This is a genomic window from Xanthomonas campestris pv. phormiicola, from assembly GCA_025666215.1.
Lineage (GTDB): Bacteria > Pseudomonadota > Gammaproteobacteria > Xanthomonadales > Xanthomonadaceae > Xanthomonas_A > Xanthomonas_A campestris_A.
Map to the genome: position 1 here is coordinate 769,604 of CP102593.1, position 19,131 is coordinate 788,734.

General features: G+C 65.1%; 16 protein-coding genes and 1 pseudogene. 10 read left to right on the forward strand and 7 right to left on the reverse strand.

Annotated features, from left to right (window positions below):
- Positions 1 to 14: 14 nt before the first annotated feature.
- The 5 genes from NRY95_03165 to NRY95_03185 all read right to left on the reverse strand — a co-directional run bounded on the left by NRY95_03165 (position 15) and on the right by NRY95_03185 (position 6,208).
- On the reverse strand, positions 15 to 1,121 hold the full coding sequence (locus tag NRY95_03165; protein ID UYC16985.1) for an efflux RND transporter periplasmic adaptor subunit: 1,107 nt from the start codon (positions 1,119 to 1,121) through the stop codon (positions 15 to 17).
- Entirely contained in the window at positions 1,118 to 2,398 is a 1,281-nt protein-coding gene (locus NRY95_03170; GenBank protein UYC16986.1) for an MFS transporter, read from the reverse strand. Before NRY95_03170 ends, NRY95_03165 begins: the two co-directional genes overlap by 4 nt.
- Positions 2,399 to 2,453: 55 nt before the next feature.
- Positions 2,454 to 3,866 carry an efflux transporter outer membrane subunit gene (locus tag NRY95_03175; GenBank protein ID UYC16987.1) on the reverse strand — a complete coding sequence of 471 codons (1,413 nt, stop codon included), beginning with the start codon at positions 3,864 to 3,866 and terminating at the stop codon, positions 2,454 to 2,456.
- 127 nt (positions 3,867 to 3,993) lie between these two features.
- Positions 3,994 to 5,265 (reverse strand): ATP-grasp domain-containing protein, encoded by a 1,272-nt coding sequence (locus NRY95_03180; GenBank protein ID UYC16988.1) that lies wholly within the window; start codon positions 5,263 to 5,265, stop codon positions 3,994 to 3,996.
- A complete protein-coding gene (locus tag NRY95_03185; GenBank protein UYC16989.1) occupies positions 5,258 to 6,208 on the reverse strand; it encodes a hypothetical protein in 951 nt (316 codons plus the stop codon). Before NRY95_03185 ends, NRY95_03180 begins: the two co-directional genes overlap by 8 nt.
- 337 nt (positions 6,209 to 6,545) lie before the next feature.
- Between NRY95_03185 and NRY95_03190 the strand changes: the two genes are divergently transcribed.
- The 10 genes and pseudogenes from NRY95_03190 (at position 6,546) to NRY95_03235 (ending at position 14,490) form a co-directional block, all read left to right on the forward strand.
- Positions 6,546 to 7,001, forward strand: coding sequence for a hypothetical protein (locus NRY95_03190; protein ID UYC16990.1), 456 nt, complete (start codon positions 6,546 to 6,548; stop codon positions 6,999 to 7,001).
- Between the two features lie 84 nt (positions 7,002 to 7,085).
- Positions 7,086 to 7,979: a hypothetical protein gene (locus tag NRY95_03195; protein UYC16991.1), complete on the forward strand. Its 894-nt coding sequence runs from the start codon at positions 7,086 to 7,088 to the stop codon at positions 7,977 to 7,979.
- Positions 7,980 to 8,327: 348 nt separating this feature from the next.
- Positions 8,328 to 8,942 (forward strand): annotated as a pseudogene (locus tag NRY95_03200) (M15 family metallopeptidase).
- A gap of 29 nt (positions 8,943 to 8,971) precedes the next feature.
- On the forward strand, positions 8,972 to 9,172 hold the full coding sequence (locus NRY95_03205; protein ID UYC16992.1) for a CPXCG motif-containing cysteine-rich protein: 201 nt from the start codon (positions 8,972 to 8,974) through the stop codon (positions 9,170 to 9,172).
- Between the two features lie 179 nt (positions 9,173 to 9,351).
- Positions 9,352 to 9,741: a hypothetical protein gene (locus NRY95_03210; GenBank protein ID UYC16993.1), complete on the forward strand. Its 390-nt coding sequence runs from the start codon at positions 9,352 to 9,354 to the stop codon at positions 9,739 to 9,741.
- A 225-nt stretch (positions 9,742 to 9,966) separates the two neighbouring features.
- A complete protein-coding gene (locus NRY95_03215; protein UYC16994.1) occupies positions 9,967 to 10,329 on the forward strand; it encodes an EF-hand domain-containing protein in 363 nt (120 codons plus the stop codon).
- 239 nt (positions 10,330 to 10,568) lie between these two features.
- On the forward strand, positions 10,569 to 10,982 hold the full coding sequence (locus NRY95_03220) for an EF-hand domain-containing protein (protein UYC16995.1): 414 nt from the start codon (positions 10,569 to 10,571) through the stop codon (positions 10,980 to 10,982).
- A 22-nt stretch (positions 10,983 to 11,004) separates the two neighbouring features.
- The gene (locus NRY95_03225) at positions 11,005 to 11,772 is read left to right on the forward strand and encodes an HAD family hydrolase (GenBank protein ID UYC16996.1); all 768 of its coding nucleotides are present in this window, start codon (positions 11,005 to 11,007) and stop codon (positions 11,770 to 11,772) included.
- Between the two features lie 320 nt (positions 11,773 to 12,092).
- A complete protein-coding gene (locus NRY95_03230; GenBank protein UYC16997.1) occupies positions 12,093 to 12,635 on the forward strand; it encodes a hypothetical protein in 543 nt (180 codons plus the stop codon).
- Positions 12,636 to 13,128: 493 nt separating this feature from the next.
- Positions 13,129 to 14,490, forward strand: a complete 1,362-nt coding sequence (locus NRY95_03235; protein UYC16998.1) for a VOC family protein — start codon at positions 13,129 to 13,131, stop codon at positions 14,488 to 14,490.
- 186 nt (positions 14,491 to 14,676) lie between these two features.
- On the opposite strand, the gene NRY95_03240 is transcribed toward NRY95_03235, so the two are convergent.
- Together NRY95_03240 and NRY95_03245 are read right to left on the reverse strand one after the other, a co-directional pair.
- A protein-coding gene (locus tag NRY95_03240) for an IS3 family transposase (protein UYC16999.1) occupies positions 14,677 to 15,821 on the reverse strand; the annotation gives its coding sequence in 2 pieces (ribosomal slippage) (positions 14,677 to 15,569 and positions 15,569 to 15,821; 1,146 coding nt in all).
- A gap of 149 nt (positions 15,822 to 15,970) precedes the next feature.
- Entirely contained in the window at positions 15,971 to 19,105 is a 3,135-nt protein-coding gene (locus NRY95_03245) for an efflux RND transporter permease subunit (GenBank protein ID UYC17000.1), read from the reverse strand.
- Positions 19,106 to 19,131 lie beyond the last annotated feature (26 nt).

Sequence of the window (19,131 nt, forward strand, 5' to 3'; positions counted from 1 at the left end):
CACAAGGACAATGCCTATTCATGCGGTGCGACAGCGACACGAGCGCCGTCCTCGATCTTGATCTGCCCGCTGACCACGATCCTGTCATTACACTTGAACTGTCCTTCGACGACCGCCCTGTCGCCATCGTCGTCCTTTACCGCCACCGGAACCTGGTGGACGACGGCCTCCTTCGCCGCGGTGCTCAACAGATACAGCGTATCGCCATGCGTGCTGGACAGTATCGCGCTCCTCGGGACTGTCCTGACGGCGCGCAGTGTTTCCACATCCAGGCGCATCGTCCCGAACATGCCCGACACAAGCGCCTGCGGATCCCCGGCGAAGGTCGCTCGCGCGGAAATGTTGTGGCTTTGCGGGTCGGCGATCGGGGGCAGAGAACTTACGGTCGCATCGAAGCTCTTCTTGCCATAGCCTTCGACCGCAATCCGGCCACGCTGTCCGACGCGGATCGAGGGAAGTAGCGACTGCGGAAGTGAAAAGTCGAAGAGCAGAGGCGTTCTCCCGTCGATCGTCGTGATGACGTCGCCCGCCTGAATGAACTGACCAGGATCCACTTTACGGATGCCCACGGTGCCGGCGAATGGTGCACGAACGCTTCGCTGCTCGACACGAGCCCTCTGCGCCGCGAGCCGTGCTTTTGCCGCTTCCATCGCATGGCGCAGCGAGTCGAATTCCTCCTGGCTGATCGCTCCCAGGCGCAACTGCTCGACGGCGCGTGCAAAGTTCTTCTGGGCCAGCGTCAAATCCGCTTCCGTCTCGGCCAGCACACCCGGCCCATCGTTCAAGCGCAGCTGCACGAGAAGCTCGCCGGCCTGCACGGACTTGCCCGAATCGAAATGCACGGAGTCCACGATGCCCGCGGTATCGGTGGTGAGATCGGCTCTATGAGACGCGCGGACCACTCCGCTGAAGGACTCGTGCCGGTTCCAATCGGTACAGACCACCGTCGCTGCGGCGACAACCGGCAATGCCATCGAGCCGGACGCTGCTGGCGGCGGATTCGCCAAGGTGGCTTTGTGCCGATACGCTGCGAATCCAACGATGCATAGCGCAAGAACGGCGATGGCGCGCCAGCGCGGCGAATGCCCTGCGCCACGAGGTTGACTTTCGCTTGCGCTCATGGACGCTTTCCTTCAACCGAAGTGCTCGCTGGGATCAATACATTCGCGACAGGTCGCGGCGGTGCGGCATTCTCCTCGATGCCCGGTTTGGCGGAAAGAACCCAGTCGGCGACGGCGCCGAGCACTGCGATCAGCATGAGCGCACCGTAGACGATCCAGTCCTTGTGCGTGTGCACGCCGATGCCGACCAGCCATTTCGTGAAAATCGCCGTGAGAACAGATGCAAGCGTGTAGTAGATCCCGAAATAAAGGCCGGTATCGCGGCCATTCGAGCATGCGCGGATATGCGCCATTGCGGACGGATACGCGAACACCGTGCCGAATGTGAGTAAGGCACCGCAGCACACCGACGACACCCAGTCAGACAGGCCGAGATACGAGCAAACAGGAAGTAGCACGAAGGCGCCTCCCATCAAGATATAGCTCAGTGATGTCGCAACCTTGTTGAGGTAGATGGACGCGCCGTACAGGCTGAACAGCGCCTGCGCCACCACGCCGACGAGCGCCGCGATACTCAGGCCTAGTCCAAGAAAGTCGGCCCTGTTTTGCGACGAAAGGATGAATAGCGGAACTACTACATAGAGCTGTGCCACCAGAATGGAGTAGGGCGCCACGCCGATGCAGGTCGCGAAGAAACGGCGGCTGAGAATCCGAATGCCAGCAGGCAGGTGCTCTTTCCCTCTCGGGTCTTCCAGGCTCAGATCCCCCTGCTTGAAGATCAGCAGGAATGAAACGGTCGTCGCCAGGTAGATCAGCGATGCGGCGATGCACACGCGCTCGAAGTAGCGTGGACAGAGCCATCCTCCAACCAGGAACCCGATGATCTCACCTGCGTTGCGGAACGTGGCCAGGTTGGCGAATGCGAGCACATTCCGCCCGCGCTCCCGTCCGGACACCAGCGCCGAACTTAAGCCTGTGGTAATCGATGAGGCCACTCCGATGACAAGCACCGCGGCTATCAGCATCGCCTCCGTGCGGCCCATGGCCAGAAGGAAATACGCTACCGCACGGAGCAGGGAGCTCAACGCGAGGGTGGGCCTGGGACCGAGAAGGCGCCCGGCCACGGAACCGGGCAAGGTGAAGGCCTGGCTGGCGAACGCTCGCATCGCGAGCACCGTCCCGACGACTCCAGCTTCCATGTGCAGCACATCGGCGAGAAAGAGTGCCAGGAACGGGATGATGGAGAAATAGACCGCGTTTCCGGTGAATGCGGTCGCGAATGTCCAGCGTTGCCGTTTCAGCATCGGTGTTTGCCTGTCCGAAGGGTGTGTCTGCATCGTCAGCGTTCCGTCTATTCACAGTTGTTGCCTGGTCGCCGGCATGGCGCAACTCTCAATGTGCCTGCTGTTCACCAGCGTCATCGCGCCTCCACCATCCGCCGCCGAGTTCCTCATACAGAACGACCGTGTCGATGAAGCGATCGGTGCGCGCCTGGGCCAGTCCGAGCGATGAGGTCTGATAGGCTTCCTGTGCCGCGATGAGTTGCACAGTGGATACGCTGCCAATTGCATTCCTACGCTCCAATAGCGTCTGGATTCGGCGCGTGGCCGCCTCGTCATCGGCAGCAAGCTGCAGCTTCACAGCATCGTGCTGCAACCTCGACAGGGCATCGGAGAGGGCCCGGAATGCGTCGATGACGGTCGCTCGCCATCGCGCATCGGCCTCATGCATCGCAGCCTCCTGGGCGCGCTGGCGGTGCTTGAGCGATCCGGCGTCGAATATGGATTGGCTCGCGCCGGTGGAGACCGACCAGAATCCATTCCCTGCACCGAAGAGCCTGCTGGGATCCAGTGAGGCGGCGCCGAGCCGGGCGCTGATCGTGATGTCGGGAAAGCGTTGAGCGGTGGCAACACCCACCATCGCGGTCTGCGCGTGCAGTGCCGCTTCCGCCGCTCTGACGTCCGGACGCTGCTCGACCAGTCTCGAAGGTAGCGTAACCGGAAGAGTGGCAGGAAGCTTCAGCGTGTCCAGGTCGATCGAGACATCGGCAACCGCTGCGGGTGGCTTCCCCAGCAGAGCCGCCAGTCTGTGCTGTACCTGCTCGCGATCCACCAGCAGCGTCTCCAGCGAGGACTTGGACTGGGCAAGCGTCGACTGCTGCAGCGCGACATCGAAATCGCTCCTAGTTCCGATCTTTGCCTGCCCTTCGACCAAGTCGAGCCACTGTCGCTGAAGCTCGATGATGTGCTTCTGGATGCGGATTCGCTCGTCGAGGCCGCTCTTTTCGAAGGCCGCGGTCGCCACGTGACTGGTCAGCGCAAGGTACGATGCCTCGAGTTCGAAGCGAGCGTAATCCGTTTGCGCGCCGCTGGCCTCGATGGAGCGACGAATGCCGCCCCACAGGTCCATGTCGTAGATGGCGCCCAGTCGTGCTTCGGAGATGGCATAGTGACTTGGTGCGCCGGTGTCGCCGTCCTCGGCCTGCGCATAGCGACTGCGTTGCTGGGAGATGTCCGCGTTCACCGAAGGCAATCGCCTGCCGCCCTCTGCGCGTTCGAGTTGCTTTGCCCTGTTTAGCGCTTCGTGTGCAGCATGCAGGTCGGGATTGTCGCGAACGGCCTGTTCGACCAGAGTCGTCAGTTCGGCGGATTGATAAAGCTCCCACCATCGGCTCGCCACGTCGCCACCGACCTGGAGCGCTTCGGGATCCCCGCCCGCCACATTCGCCGAGGCGGTCCGTTCTTGAATGGGCGGCAGAGCCACATTGCGGTAATCGGGAGCAGGGGACTTGAAATCTGGTCCCAAGGTGCATCCGGCGAGCAGGCACATAGCCGCAGCGCAAGTCGTCCCGCGCAGGCGCGAGATCGGCGGCCGCCCGACTCGGCGCGACCGAGGGCCGCAGATGCACCGCCGATCGGCGCGGCTGGGTAGGTCAGTGTCTTTCAAGGTAGGCGAGTTCCATCGCCGCGATCAGCCGCTCGCAATGCCGGCGCGCGTGCATCCCTTCTTTGTCGATGCATAGCACGTGCGCGAGATAGCTGTCGTTGTTCCTCGGAGCGCCAACCTTCTTGCCTCGAATGGCGGGATCCAGATGACTCCTCCACACATGCGGGTCGTCTACAACGCCGTCCCAATTGGAAACGCCCGCCAGAACGCCAGGACCTTGCGGCAGCAGGAACTGGATCGCGGCGCTGCGCGCAACCGGAGCGACCACACAGTCGCGTAAGTCGGTGGCGCCGAGAGAGAGCTTGACGAAGGCCTGAATCAGATCGAATCCGACGGCGATCCGCACCAGCTCCGAAATCCAGTTCCCTCCTACGCGTGGATTGATCTCCACCACGCGCGGCCCTCTGGAAGTGAGCTTGATCTCGGTGTGGGCCACGCCGTGGGAATAACCGACCGCGTGCAATGCCGCTTCGGCGAGGCGACTGGCGGCGTGGACCGTCGCAGCGTCCAGGATCGCTGGAACCATGTGGCCGGTCTCGATGAACAGCGTATCGCTGTAGAGCGACTTATCGGTCACCGCAATCACCTGGGTGGTTCCGTTCGCTGTCGCTGTCTCGACGCTGACTTCCTGACCATCGAGAAATTCTTCGATCAGCGCGACGGCGTTGAGCGTCTGTCCCCTAGCGTTCTGGCGATAGCAGGTGACTGCCTCGGCGGCCTGAAGCAACTCTTCATCCGTCTTCGCCAGCGCGACGAATGCGCTGGCTGACATGTCCGTTGGCTTCACAACCACCGGATAACCGATCCGTTTGGCTATGGCCAGCGCTTCCTGTGGTGTGGTAGCCACCGCGAACTGCGGGGTCGGCACTCCTGCCGAACGAGAGGCCACTCGCATCAAGTACTTGTCCCGCGTGGTTCGGATCACCTCGCTGCCGACGGTCGGCAGTCCCAGCGTCTCGGCCACACGCGCCGCAGCGACAAGATAGTGATCGCAAGACGTGATCACCGCATCGAATGGTCTGATTTCATGCAGCCTACGCGCGGTCGCGAGCAAGGTGGCGTCGTCGTTGACGTTGGCTACGACAACCTCTTCCGCTTCCGCGATCACCGGATGTATGCCATCACCCAGGGGGTTGTTCTTGAACCTGGACGGATCGGGTGTCACCAGCGTGTAGCTGTGGCCCAATCCACGGATGGCCAAGGGCACCGTGACCCCGGTTGCGTAGATCCAGCTATCCAGCATGAGCAGCCTAGCCATGGGAGGGTTGCTCGTCGTATTGCCGTACGATGTAGGAGGAGTGATTGTTGAATGACAACGGCTGGAGATAGAGGTAGCGCTCAAAGGAATCGAGTTCCCACGGCTGCACTTCTGTATACAGGATGGTGCAAGGAATCGACGCGCTTCGAACGACCAGGAACGCGCCGGGCGCGGCGTGGATTCGCAGGTGCTCAATGACCTTTTGCTTCATGTCGGCCACGCCGACGAACCCTGCGAGCCAGATGACGTCGTATTTGGAAAGGTCGCGCAACTCCAGTATGTCGCTGGTTATGTGGCCTATTCCATCTGTAACGTTGAGGCGGCGCATCAATTCGTGCGAGATTTCGTTCGCCTCCGCGCTGATGTCGACGCAATCCACCTTCAGCCCTAGTCGCCGAAGAATCATGGCTGTCGATCCAACCGGTCCGGATCCGATCATCAGTGCGTACTTCAGGTCACGCCCCGCGCAGATGCGAACCGTCTGATGCTCAAGAGTCACTATCCGCTCGTAAAGCGGGAGGTCTGTAAACAGCATGTGGAAGGCGCTTTCCGTGTCTTCCGATTCGAAGATCTTCCGGGCTGCGTCGAGTTCGCGTAGGTAGCACCATTGTGCATAGAGCGTCAGTAGTTTCGGCTTGATGTCGTTCAAGCGCTCATCTGAACAGACCGCATGAGCGATTTCCTTGTTGCGAAGGCTCTGACACAGATGCCACAGGCTGGAAAAGTCCGCGATTGAGGACTCGTTGATCGTCAGCGGCTTATGGCAAGAAACGGCGTTATAAGCGGAGATAAGCTGTTCTACGTGGGTATCGACGGAGAGGTGATCCAACATTGCATCTTGCTCCTGAGCGTTGCTGTAGTCGGTTGCCCAGCTATTGATCCTTTGATCGACGAGGCCGGGGCGATCATGGTTCCGCGGACCACGCACGTGGCGTTGGCTCATTGCATGCTCCCTATGCAAGGACCATCTGTCTTAACGCGTATCGCACGCTTGGCGAATGTCTCAGCCAATACTTCCGCTGTGACCTAAGCTATGAGTCGAGAACGATGGCGAGCCATGCAATCAATAGCCGGAATCCTGGTCTTGTTGCTGCGTTGATTCGATATCCACAGCGCCAACACCGAAGGGCTGGCGCCGCATGCCGGGGCACGGGTCTTTTAGGGATCACGTGCATTTATGGATTGCAAGTAAATTGCGGTGTTTTGCCCCGTGGTTTTATTAATGAGTGGACCTTTCGCTGGCCTTTCCTTGGGTCAGGATGTCTACGATTGTGGACGCAATGGTGGTTTACAGCATGGAGACATGTACTGTTTTTAGAGCAAATATCAGCGCTTCCTTTCGTTTTGCTTTCCGTGGAAGCTATGTTTACTCGCGTAGACAAGTGATCGATTGGTGGTGCAGACAACTGGGGTGTTTATTGACGCCGGGTCTTGGCCTGGATCACTATCGATCGAGAAGCATCGCCAAATATTATCTGATGGGTTTAAGTGGTTCGCTTGCGGTGAATTGTTGGATTCTGGCGATTAAAATCTCGATTATTGCCGGTAACAGCGGAGCCGCTGGTCAATACTCTGTGGCGGCACATTGCTGTGTATCGGCGGAAAGTATCGGGTTGAATTCTGCAATTTCGCTTGGGTCTTCTTCACCGCGTGAGCCGCGCCATGCGGGATGGATTTCCTTCGCTGTCGCTTCTGCGCATCAATGGCATGACTGCAGGTGGAGCGCCGCTGGTTAGCCGAGGTGGCGCCATGCTGCGGGAATCCATCCTGTCTTTGCGCAACAGGTTTCGTTCTAGATCCCAGGAAAACGGAGTGTCCTTATGCATAGCGAAGACCTGGTGGCAGCAAGCACAAGCGAGCCGCTACTGCGGGGAGTCGGTGTAAGCGAGCTGACACTTGAGAGCGTGCTGCGATCCAAGGCGTCCATGCAGCAATTCATCTGCAACGTGGCTGATTTTCTCCGTGAACAGCGTGGTGAGGCGGGTTATACGGCCATGCCGTTCCATGTTCTCGATTTTCTGATGGAGAGCGTCGAATCGAGGATATTCTATGCGACGGAAGTTGAAGAGCTGATTTTTGGCATCAAGCGGGAAATGCCCCATCATGGAATATTGCAGGAGGCGTATTGCGTATGGGAGACGACGCTGGAGCGTAATTTCGTCGCGCGATTGTGTGCGGGGTCCGCGACGGCGATCTCCGATTATAGATTGGCTAATCGCCTGCAGCGCCTCGTGCGGCGCGAGGTGTCGATGCTGCGCAGTCATCCGCAGAGAATGCTCTTTATCGGTTCAGGTCCGCTTCCGCTGAGTGCCATCTGGTTCAACAGGATTCTCGGTGTGCATGTCGATGGAGTCGATATTTCCAGTGCGGCTGTCGAGCAATCGTCGGCGCTCATCAAGATGCTGGGTCTGGATCGGTCCATTCGCATCCTTCATCGAAATGCGGTTGACTACGATGTTTCGGGCTATGACATGATCGTCATCGCGCTTCTCGCAAAACCCAAGCAGCTGCTGTTGGATAACATAGCGCGCACTGCGAGAAGCGATTGCACGATAGTCTGTCGTACTTCATTCGGGCTGCGTAGCCTGATTTACGAACCGACGTTCGTTTCCCCTGCGATTCTCGAGAATTTCGATATCGAGGATATGCGCTTGGTGAAGGGGGCGGGAGACGATACCGTCTCTTCGTTGAGGCTCAGTATCCGAGCGCTCTGACGCGGGGTTCGCTTTTGCCGCGCCGCGCGAAGCCTGGCGACGGCCGTTCTCCCCCCGCGTCGCATGCGCGCGTGCTGCGCGCGGGTAGCCGTGTTCTGCTGGCCATGTCGGGGGTGGGGGGGCGCGCCGGGCGCATGTCGGCGTCTGCTGCTTCCTGCGCTGCCGCGTGATGGCATATGCTCGGCGCATGTGCTGTTCCTCGCCCCGCTGTGCATGCTGTACCGGGCCATAGCCAGGGTTTGTCGTGGGCGAAGGCTGGCGTTCGCGCTGTTCGGCCTGTCTGCGTACGCTTCCGCAGCGGCGGCCCCCGGTCCAGCCTTCGAGTCAGCGCCGGCGCCAGTTGTCGCTGCCGCACAAGCAGGGCTGGTGGACGTGCACCAGGTTGCGCCGGACATCGCGATGGACATCCGCTATGCCGGCCACGACAACTTCACCGGCCGCCCGGTGCCGGGCTACGAGGCGCCCAAGTGCTACCTGTTGGCAGCGGTCGCGCAGGCGCTGGCGCGCGTGCAGGCCGCGTTGCGCGCCGAGGGCTACGGCCTGCAGGTGTTCGACTGCTACCGGCCGCAGCGCGCGGTGCGCGCGTTCGTGGCCTGGGCACGTGACCCGAACGACCAGGTCGCCAAGGCGCGCTACTACCCGCATCTGGACAAGCGCGTGCTGCTCGGCGACTACATCGCCGAAACCTCCGGTCACAGCCGCGGCGCGACGCTGGATCTGGGTCTGCTCGACTGCCGACACGGCCATTGCGCGCCAGTGGACATGGGTACCGGCTTCGATTTCTTCGACCCGTTGGCGCACACCGATGCAGCAGGGATCGATGCGGCCCAGCGCGCGAACCGCCAGCGTCTGCTGCGCGCGATGGCGGCGCAGGGCTTCGCCAACTACCCGCTGGAATGGTGGCACTACACCTTCCAGCCCGAACCCAGTCCCGGCACCGCCTACGACGTACCGGTACGCTAGCCGTTCGTCTCGCTTCCCAGGCCAACATCATGTCCGGCATGCAACAAAGTTTCATCGACCTGCAGTGCCCGTATTGCGGCGAATGGATCGACCTGGCGCTGGACCCGTCGGTCGAGGCGCAGCAATACGTGGAGGATTGCCAGGTGTGTTGCCGGCCGATGCTGGTGACGGTGCGCTGGGACGAGGACGGCGCACCGGTGGTGAGCGCCACTGCCGAGAACGAGGGCTGATGCGTGCCTGTCGGTCGATTGCCAGCGTGAGCGCGGCTCCCGGTGGCCTCGGGCAATAGTCACGGCAGACGCCGCCGACATCGCCCTTTGCGACCATGCCCGAGTGCGCTGTGAGGACCGCACACCGGCCGCCACACCACCTAGACTGGCGCTCTCCCCGACAACCAGGAAGCACCGCAATGAATCTCCCGCTGCACTTCGGCCTGCTGGGCTCGCTCGAAGCCGGGTTGATCGCGTTCGCGGTCGGGTTCCTCGTGTACGCGTTGTGGCACCGCCTGTGCCGCTGGCTGCAATGGTCCGAAGGCCATGCGCTGGGCTGGTCGTGCCTGATCGCGGTCGCGGTGTCGGCCGGGATCGATTGCTGGAACCTGTTCTACACCGGCATCGTGCGCCTGGAGTCGCCGTTGTACGCGCGGCTGGCGTTGGCCAGCATCCACGATCCGAACGAATTGGGGTCGCGGGTGGTGCTGGAAGTGTCCGGTGCGCTTGCCGGCGTTGCCGTGGCCTGGGTCGCGTTCAGTTCGCGTTCAAGCGAAAAATCCGCCGAGCGCGACCGCGAAATCGGCTGAAACACACGGTTTTTTTCTGGTTTCCGAACGCCTCGAACGAATGGCTTACTGCACGCTCACCGCTTGCTAACCAAGCCGGTAACGGGTGTTTTCCATGCTGTGGTTAACGAAGCGTTGCCTGCGTTTTTTCGCAAGGGAATGGATTCAGCCTGGCACCGGCACGGTGTGGCCATGCACCGGATTCGACCGGGCATGCCACAACCGAGAGAGCACAGGAGACCACCCATGAACATTCGCAACCGCACGCCGCTGATCGGGACCGCCGCCATTCTCGCGGCCGCACTGGCCCTGCCGGCCTTCGCCCAGGAGGCGCAGAGCGATGCGGCCACCCAGGCGCAGTCGCCGACCAGTGCGACCGGGCAGTCCGCACAAGCCGGCGCGTCCGGCGGCGGCCAGACCTGGGCCGATGTCGATACCGATAGCGACGGCGCCATCAGCAAGCAGGAAGCGCAGGTTAATGCAGGCCTCAGCCAGATCTTTGCGCAGGCCGATGCCGATCACAACGGCAAGCTGACCCCGGACGAATACAAGGCGTACGTCGCCAAACAGCAGCAGGGCGGCGCCGCCGCCGGCAGCAACGGTCAGTAACGCCGACGGCGGCAAGGCGCCACAGCCGGTACGCGCAGAGACGAGCGCGCGTGCCGGCCGCGGCGCGGAGACGACGTCGCGGCCCAATCGAACGTGACAATGCGTATGAGGAAGGGCGGCTTGTGCCGCCTTTCCGCTCTTGCGGTGCAACCGAGGAACCGACATGGCCGGACATCGGCGCGGCCATCCGCAGCGCCGCAAGGAGTAGGGTGTCCATTCGCCGTTGGATGGGGCCGCCCATGAGTTTTTCACGCTATTCGCTGCGTCTGTGCCTGGCGTCGTCGTTGGCGGCTGTTGCCGCAACCGGCATGGCCGCGCCGCAGCAGGATCCTGCCGCACCCGTCCTGCCCCTCCCTGTGCCGACACCCGCGCCCACCCCGGCGCCGGCCGCACTGCCGCCGTTGCCTGCGCCGCCGGCATCGACCTTGCCGGTGCCGGCAGCGCCGGCCAGCGACGCCGGCGCCGCGGCAGGCGCCCGCAGTTTCGCCGCGATGGACCTGGACCGCGACGGGCGCATCGGCCGCGCCGAAGCCGCGGCCGACCCGGTCCTGCGCGAAACCTTCGACACGTTCGACGCCGATGCCGATGGGGCGTTGTCGCGCGAGGAGTACGCGCATTACCAGCCCGGTCCCGGCGATCCTGCGGCGCAATAAGGGCCGCTGCTATGCTTGTGCGATGCCTACTCCTACCGCTCTGCGCTCCTCCGCCATCGCCCTGGTCGGCTTCGACGGCGACGACACCTTGTGGAAAAGCGAGGACTACTACCGCGACGCTGAAGCCGCGTTCGAAGCGATCCTCGGCCAGTACCTGGACCTGCGCGACGTCGCCACCCAGCAGCATCTGCTGACGGTGGAGCGGCGCAACCTGAAGGTGTTCGGCTACGGCGCCAAGGGCATGACCCTGTCGATGATCGAGGCGGCGATCGAGCTGACCGATGCGCGCATTTCCGCGCGCGATCTGCAGCGCATCGTCGAGATCGGCCGCGCCACGCTGCAGCATCCGGTGGAGGTGATCGCCGGTGTGCGCGAGGCGGTGGCCGCGATCGCCGCCGAGTTCGAGGTGGTGCTGATCACCAAGGGCGACCTGTTCCACCAGGAGGCCAAGATCGCCCAATCCGGGCTGGGCGAACTGTTTCCGCGCATCGAGATCGTGTCGGAGAAGGATCCCAAGACCTACGCCAAGGTGCTGGCCGAATTCGGCATCGGCGCCGAGCGCTTCGCGATGATCGGCAACTCGCTGCGCTCGGACGTGGAGCCGGTGATCGCGCTCGGAGGCTGGGGCATCCATACGCCCTATGCCACCACCTGGGCGCACGAGGCCGAGCATGGCGTGTCCGCCGACGAACCGCGTCTGCGCGAGGTGGCCACGGCGGCCGAGTGGCCGCAGGCGGTGGCCGACCTGAACCGGCATGCCGCCGCGCAGGATGCCTTGCCGCGGGGGTGAGGGCGATCGCGGCGACGGCGTTCCCGCGCCGCGCGGATTGCGCCGCCAGTGTGTGCGGGGAGTGCGCAAACAGGCGCTGCCAGCGGTGGCGCATGAGGGCACGGCCTTGCGTTGGCGGGTGCAGGGCAGGCGCGGCCCGGGCGGAGCAGGCTCGTGCCATCGGCGCCGACGCTTTCCCATCCGTGGCGATCTTGCCCGAGACGCAAGCCGATCGGATCCGCCAGGTCGTCGGGTGGATGCGCTGCCTTGTGGGGCTTCCCTGGCGAGCGTGCCGGCCGCGCTACCCTGACAGCGCTGCCGGCATCCGGCAGAATCGCCGCATGCCCTCTCGCCTGCGCTCCATCTGTCTGATCCTGCCGCTGGCGCTGTGCGTGGCGAGCGCGGCAGTGGCCGAGGATACGCTGGCACCGAGCGCCGCCGCAGCGGATGCGGCCGTACCCGGCAGCGGCGATGCCTGGGTCGATCGGCAACTGCTGGACATCGACCGTTACGCCGCCCGCTATCCGGACAGCTTCCTCGACGAAGTGGCGCGCTACGCGCAGCTGCCGCGCGGCTACGCCGAGGCATTGCTGCGCGAGCGCGGTTGGCCGCCGCGCGACATCTACTTCGCCTGTTTCCTGGCCAAGGCGGCGGGGCTGCCGTACCGCGAGGTGGTGCGTGCACGGGCCAGCGCCGGCCCGGACGCGAGCTGGGCGGACGTGGCGAATGCGTTGCAGGTCGAACCGGGGTCGCTGACCTACCGCGCGCTGCGCCATGCCATCGTCGCCAGCTACGACCACTGGGACCGGCCGATCGAGCTGGACGCGCTGTTGCGTCGCCAGCTCGGCGACCGCGCCCAGCGCGACCGGGCGGCTGCGCAGTAGGGTGGTCGGCGGCGTACAGCTCGCGGTCGGCAGGCCGGGTGCTGGAAGCCCCGGCTTGAATGCGCGAGGTGTCCAGCGGTCCCCGTGGCGCTCATGTGGGAGCGACTTCAGTCGCGACGCGCGGATCTCGTCGTAGACGCATCCAGGCAACCCCAAGATCGGGGACCGGCAGGCATCGCTGCTGCGCTCGTCGCGACTGAACGGCACCTCTAATAACCCCAAAGAACTCGACTAGAACGCTCGCGAATCATTGGTGCGCATGGCGTGCAATTTTTGGATTTGGGATGATTGGAGATGCCGTGAAGTCGCTCCCGCAGGAGCTTGCGGCCAGCAGGCCGCCGGGCGGCTGACGCTGTCGCCCTCCATCGCGCCCATCCGCGACGCTCGTCATGGCTGCGATCTGCCGCACGACTGGCCGCGCCACCGCCGCGGCGCGAGAATAGGCGTTCTGCCGGACCTTGTGCCCGGCGCCACCGCCGCTCCGGACCGTCCGATGACCACTGCTTTCGTTTCGCCCGATGCCATCCGCAGCCTGTTCGCGCAGGCGATGTCCGACATGTACCGCGCCGAGGTGCCGCTGTACGGCACGCTGATGGAGCTGGTGGCGCAGGTCAACGCGGCGACCCTGGCCGCCGATCCGGCGCTGGACGCGCAGCTGCAGCGCAACGGCGAGCGCGCGCGGCTGGACCAGGAGCGGCATGGCGCGATCCGCGTGGGCAGCGCCGAGGAACTGGCCACGCTGCGCCGGCTGTTCGCGGTGATGGGCATGCATCCGGTCGGCTACTACGACCTGTCGGTGGCCGGGGTGCCGGTGCATTCCACCGCGTTCCGCCCGCTCGACGCGGCGGCGCTGGCGCGCAATCCGTTCCGCGTGTTCACCTCGCTGCTGCGGCTGGAACTGATCGAAGACCCGGCGCTGCGCGCGCAGGCCGCGCAGATCCTCGCGCAGCGGCGCATCTTCACCGACGGCGCGCTGCAGCTGACCGAACGCTGCGAGCGCGACGGCGGGCTGGGCGAGGCCGATGCGCAGCGCTTCGTCGCCGAGGCGCTGGAGACCTTCCGCTGGCACAGCGACGCGACCGTGGCGCTGCCGACCTATCGCGCGCTGAGCGATGCGCACAAGCTGATCGCCGACGTGGTCAGTTTCCATGGCCCGCACATCAACCACTTGACCCCGCGCACGCTGGACATCGATGCGGCGCAGACGGAAATGCTGCGCCGGGGCATCGACGCCAAGGCGGTGATCGAAGGCCCGCCGCGCCGGCGCTGCCCGATCCTGCTGCGCCAGACCAGCTTCAAGGCGCTGGAGGAAACGGTGCGCTTCCCGGCCGGCGCCGGCGCCGCCGAGGCCGGCACCCACACCGCGCGCTTCGGCGAGATCGAGCAGCGCGGCCTGGCCCTGACCGCGAAGGGCCGCGCGCTGTACGACGCCTTGCTGGAGCGCGCGCGCGCCGCCGACGGCAGCGCCGGCGGCGACTACGCCGCGCGCCTGCAGGCCGCCTTCGCCGAGTTCCCCGACGACTACGCCACGTTGCGCCGCGAAGGCCTGGGCTATTTCCGTTATGCGCTGACCGAGGCCGGCCGCGCGGCGGGCGCCGCGGCGCTGGCCGGCAAGCCTGCCGAGGCGCTGATCGCCGACGGCCTGGCCAGCGCCGATCCGATCGTCTACGAGGACTTTTTGCCGGTCAGCGCCGCCGGCATCTTCCAGTCCAACCTCGGCGGCGGCGAACAACGCGCCTACGCCGCGCACGCCAACCGCGCCGCGTTCGAACAGGCGCTGGGCGCGCCGGTGCACGACGAGTTCGCGATCTACGCGGGCATCGAGCGCGCCTCGCTGGAGGCCTTGAAGGCCTGACCCGCAAAGCCCCTCTCCCACCGGGAGAGGGGTTGGGGTGAGGGTCCGGCGCGAAGCGTCTCGTGGAGTTTGGTAGGCGAGGCTGCGTCCGTCCCCTCATCCGCCCCTGCGGGGCACCTTCTCCCGATGGGAGAAGGGAGAAGCCGTGTTGTGGTCAAGTTTTGGTGGACACGTGGATAGGGGATTTCAGGTGGTGGCTTTCTCGTAGTCGGCTGGAGATCGATAGCCGAGGGTGGAGTGCAGGCGGTGGGTGTTGTAGAAGCCGACGATGTAGTGGGTGATGTCGGCGATGGCCTCGTTGGGGTTGGTGTAGCGACGCTGCCAGACGCGCTCCATTTTCAGGCTCAGGAAGAACCGCTCCATCACCGCGTTGTCCCAGCAGTTGCCCTTGCGGCTCATGCTGGCCACCAGCTTGTGCTTGGTCAGCAGGTCGCGGTGGGCCTGGCTGGCGTACTGGCTGCCGCGGTCGCTATGCACGATCAGCCCCGGCTTGGGCTGGCGCAGGGCAATGGCCATCTGCAAGGCGGTACAGACCAGCTCGGCCGGCATGGTCGGCGCCATCGCCCAGCCCACCACCTTGCGCGAGTACAGGTCCAGCACCGCGGCCAGGTACAGCCAGCCGCGCTCGGTGCGGATGTAGGTGATATCGGCCACCCAGGCCTGGTCGAGGGCGTCCGGGTTGAAGCGCCGATCCAGATGGTTGTCCGCCACCGGCATCTCGTGTCGGCTGTCGGTGGTATGGACGAACTTGCGCCTCCAGCGCGCCTTCAGTCCCTGCTGCTTCATCAGGCGGCGGACTCGATGGCGACCGGCGGGCAGGCCCTGGGCCTTCAGGCTCGCGCTCAGCCGGCGGCTGCCGTAGTTGCCGCCGCTGGCCTGGAAGGCCGCCTGCAACGGCGCAGCGAGCGTGCAGGACCTCGGTGCTGCGCGCCGCCGACGGGCCGCATACAGCCCCGAGCGGCTCACGCCCAGCAGCTGGCACAGCCGGGCGGTTGCGGCCTTCTCCTGCCACTGATCGATCATCTGCTGGATCATTTCAGTTCCCGGGCGAAGAAGGCCGATGCTTTTTTTAACAAGCTGTTGTCCTCACGCAGTCGCTGGTTCTCCCGTTCCAACTCACGGATGCGTTGCTGCTCGGGGGTCAGGGGCCGACCTTGCCCAGGCTGGCCGGCATGCTCGGCCTCGTATTGGGCCAGCCAGCGACGCACGGCGCTATCGACCAAGTCCAGATCGCGGCACACCTGACCCACGCTCAGGCCTTGGTCGCGGATCATTTGCACCACCTGCAGCTTGAAGGCGGTATCGAAATTTCTACGGATACGGGGCGTCATGTCGTTCAAAGTCCTCGCTGGGCATGATCATCCCCTATCGAGGTGTCCACGAGAATTAGACCAGGACAGCCGAGCCCCTCTCCCACCGGGAGAGGGGTTGGGGTGAGGGTCCGGCACCAAGCGCTGCGCTGTGAGGAGGTGCAGACCGACTAGTGCGATGCGGCCGGCTGCTGCGGCGCGCGACGGGCCTGGCGCCGCGCGCGCGCCCGCGCCCGCCGTGCGCGCCAGCGCTCGCGCAGGCAGGAGAAGATCACGTACAGCGCCGGGGTGCTGAGCAGGGTCAGGCTCTGCGAGATCAGCAGGCCGCCGATCATCGCGATGCCCAGCGGGCGGCGCAGCTCCGAACCTTCGCCCAGGCCCACCGCCAGCGGCACCGCCGCCAGGATCGCCACCATCGTGGTCATCATGATCGGGCGGAAGCGCACCACGCAGGCCTCGCGTACCGCCTCCTGTGGCGATTTGCCGTGCTGGCGCTCGGCGACCAGCGCGAAGTCGATCATCATGATCGCGTTCTTCTTGACGATGCCGATCAGCAGCACCAGCGCGATCATCGAGATCACCGACAGTTCGGTGTTGGTGACCCACAGCGCCAGCAGCGCGCCCATGCCCGCGGCCGGCAGCGTGGACAGGATCGTCACCGGGTGCACCAGGCTCTCGTACAGCATGCCCAGCACGATGTAGACCACCACGATCGCCGCCAGCACCAGGATCAGCATCGAATTCGGCTGCAGTGCCACGCCGAAGCCGCCGCCGTCGGCGATGCGGATGTCGCCGGGCATGCGCAGGCCGGCGACGGTGGCGGCGATGATCGCGTCGCCTTCGCCGGTGCTCACCCCGGGCGCCAGGTTGTAGCTCAGGTCCATCGTCGTGTACTGGTTCTGATGGGTGATCTGCGGCGGCGCCAGCCCCGGCACCTGGTGCGCCACCGCGGTGAGCGGCACCATCGCGCCGCTGCGCGTGGGCACGTAGATCCGGTCCAGCGCCGCCGGCGTGGCGGTCTGCTCGGGCAGCGCGTTGACCACCACGCTGTACTGGTTGAGGTCCGAATAGATCGTGGAGATCTGGCGCTGGCCGAACGCGCCGTACAGTGCGCCATCGATCGCGCCGATCGACACGCCCAGGCGCGCGGCCTGGGCGCGGTCGATGACGATGTTCTGGCGCAGGCCGGCGGTGTCCACGTCGGTGCCGACGTCGCGCAGCTTCGGATTCTGTTTCAGCGCCGCCTGCAGCTTGGGCAGCCATTCCTGCAACTGGGCGTTGTCGTTGCCCTGCAGCGAGACGCGGTACTGCGCGCCCTGGCTGGTGCCGCCGCCGCCGTCGCTGGGCAGATCCTGGATCGCGCGCAGGCGCAGTTGCAGGTCCGGGAAGCGGTCGGCCTTGGCGCTGAGCCGGGTCAGCACTTGCGCGGTGGTCTCGGAGCGGCCCTCGTCGCGGCGCTTGAGCTCGATGTTGAAGCTGGCGCTGGACCCCTGGCGGCTGCTGCCCAGGCGCGCACCGACGATCTTCACCGCCGGATCGGACATCAGCATGTCGGTGATGCGGCGCTGGCGCTTGACCATGTCGGCGAAGGACACGGTGGCGCTGGAACTGGCGCGGCCCCAGATCAGGCCGGTGTCCTGCGCCGGGAACGAACCCTTCTTCACCGCGCCGGCCAGGAACACGGTGGCGGCGATCAGCAGCAGCGGCGTCAGCGCCAGCAGCAGCGCGTGCCGCAGCGAGAAATCCAGCGCCACGGTGTACACGCGCAGCATGCCGGCGTGCACGCGCTCCAGCCAGGCGCCGAAACGGCTCGGCCGCTCCGGTTCGGCATGCGCGGACAGGAAGCGGCTGCACAGCGCCGGGGTCAGGGTCAGCGAGACCACCGCCGAGACGCAGATCGCCGCGACCAGGGTCACGGTGAACTCGCGGAAGAACGCGCCGATCATGCCGCTGGCGAACAGGATCGGGATGAACACCGCCACCAGCGAGGCGGTGATCGAGACGATGGTGAAGCCGATCTCGCGTGCGCCGGCCAGCGCCGCGTCCAGCCGCGACATGCCTTCGTCGAGGTGGCGCATGATGTTCTCGATCACCACGATCGCATCGTCCACGACGAAGCCGATCGCGATCACCAGCGCCAGCAGGCTCAGGTTGTTCAGGGTGAAGCCCATCACGTACATCGCCAGCGCCGCGCCGGCCAGCGACAGCGGCACGGTGGCCGCGGCGATCAGCGTCGGCGCCAGCCGGCGCAGGAACAGCGCCATGGTCAGCACCACCATCGCCAGGCTGATCAGCAGCGTGGCCTGGACCTCGTTCAACGAGGCGCGGATGGTCGGCGTGCGGTCGAAGTAGGCGGACATCCTGGTGCCCGGTTGCAGGTAACCGCGCAACACCGGGATCTGCGCCTTGACCCGGTCCACCGTCTCCACGATGTTGGCGCCGGCGCGGGTGAACACATACATCACCACCGCCGGCTTGCCGCCGAACCAGGCCGCCTGGTAGGCGTCCTGCTGGCCGTCGTAGACGTTGGCGATGTCGCGCAGGCGCACGGTGCGGCCGTCCTGCTGCGAGATCACCAGTTGCGCGAAGTCGGCGGCCCTGGCCACCGAATCGTTGGCCACGATCGCGGTGGTGGAGCTGCCGTCGCTGAGGAAGCCGGTGGGCGAGGTCACGTTGGCCGCGCGCACCGCATTGCGCAGCTCGTCCGGGGTCAGCCCCATCGCGTTGAGCGCGCGCAGGTTCACGTCCACCCGCACCGCCGGGGTGGAGGCGCCGCCGATGTCGACCGAGGCCACGCCGCTGATCTGGCGCAGGCGCTGCGCCAGCAGCGAGTCGGCGACGTTGTACAGCTCGTCGGCCGATTGGGTGTCGGAGGTCAGCGCGATGGCGATGACCGGATCGTCGTTGGGATTGGCCTTCTGGTAGCGCGGCGTGGACAGGCCCGAGGGCAGGTCCGCCTGCGCGGAATTGATCGCGGTCTGCACGTCCTGCGCCGCCGAATCGATGTTGCGGTCGCTCTGGAACATCATGAACACCTGGCTGTTCCCCTCCGAACTGGAGGAACGCATGGTGTCGATGCCGGGGATCTGGCCCAGGTGCCGTTCCAGCGGCGCGGTGACCGTGGACGCCATCGTCGAGGCATCGGCGCCGGCCTGGCTGGCCTGCACGAAGATCACCGGAATCGAGATGTTCGGCAGCGCCGCCACGCCCAGGCGCAGGTAGCACATCATGCCCATCACGAACAGGCCGATGGCCAGCAGCGTGGTGCCGATCGGGCGGCGGATGAAGGGGCCGGAGATGTTCATGGGGCCGGGACTCGGGACTGGGGACT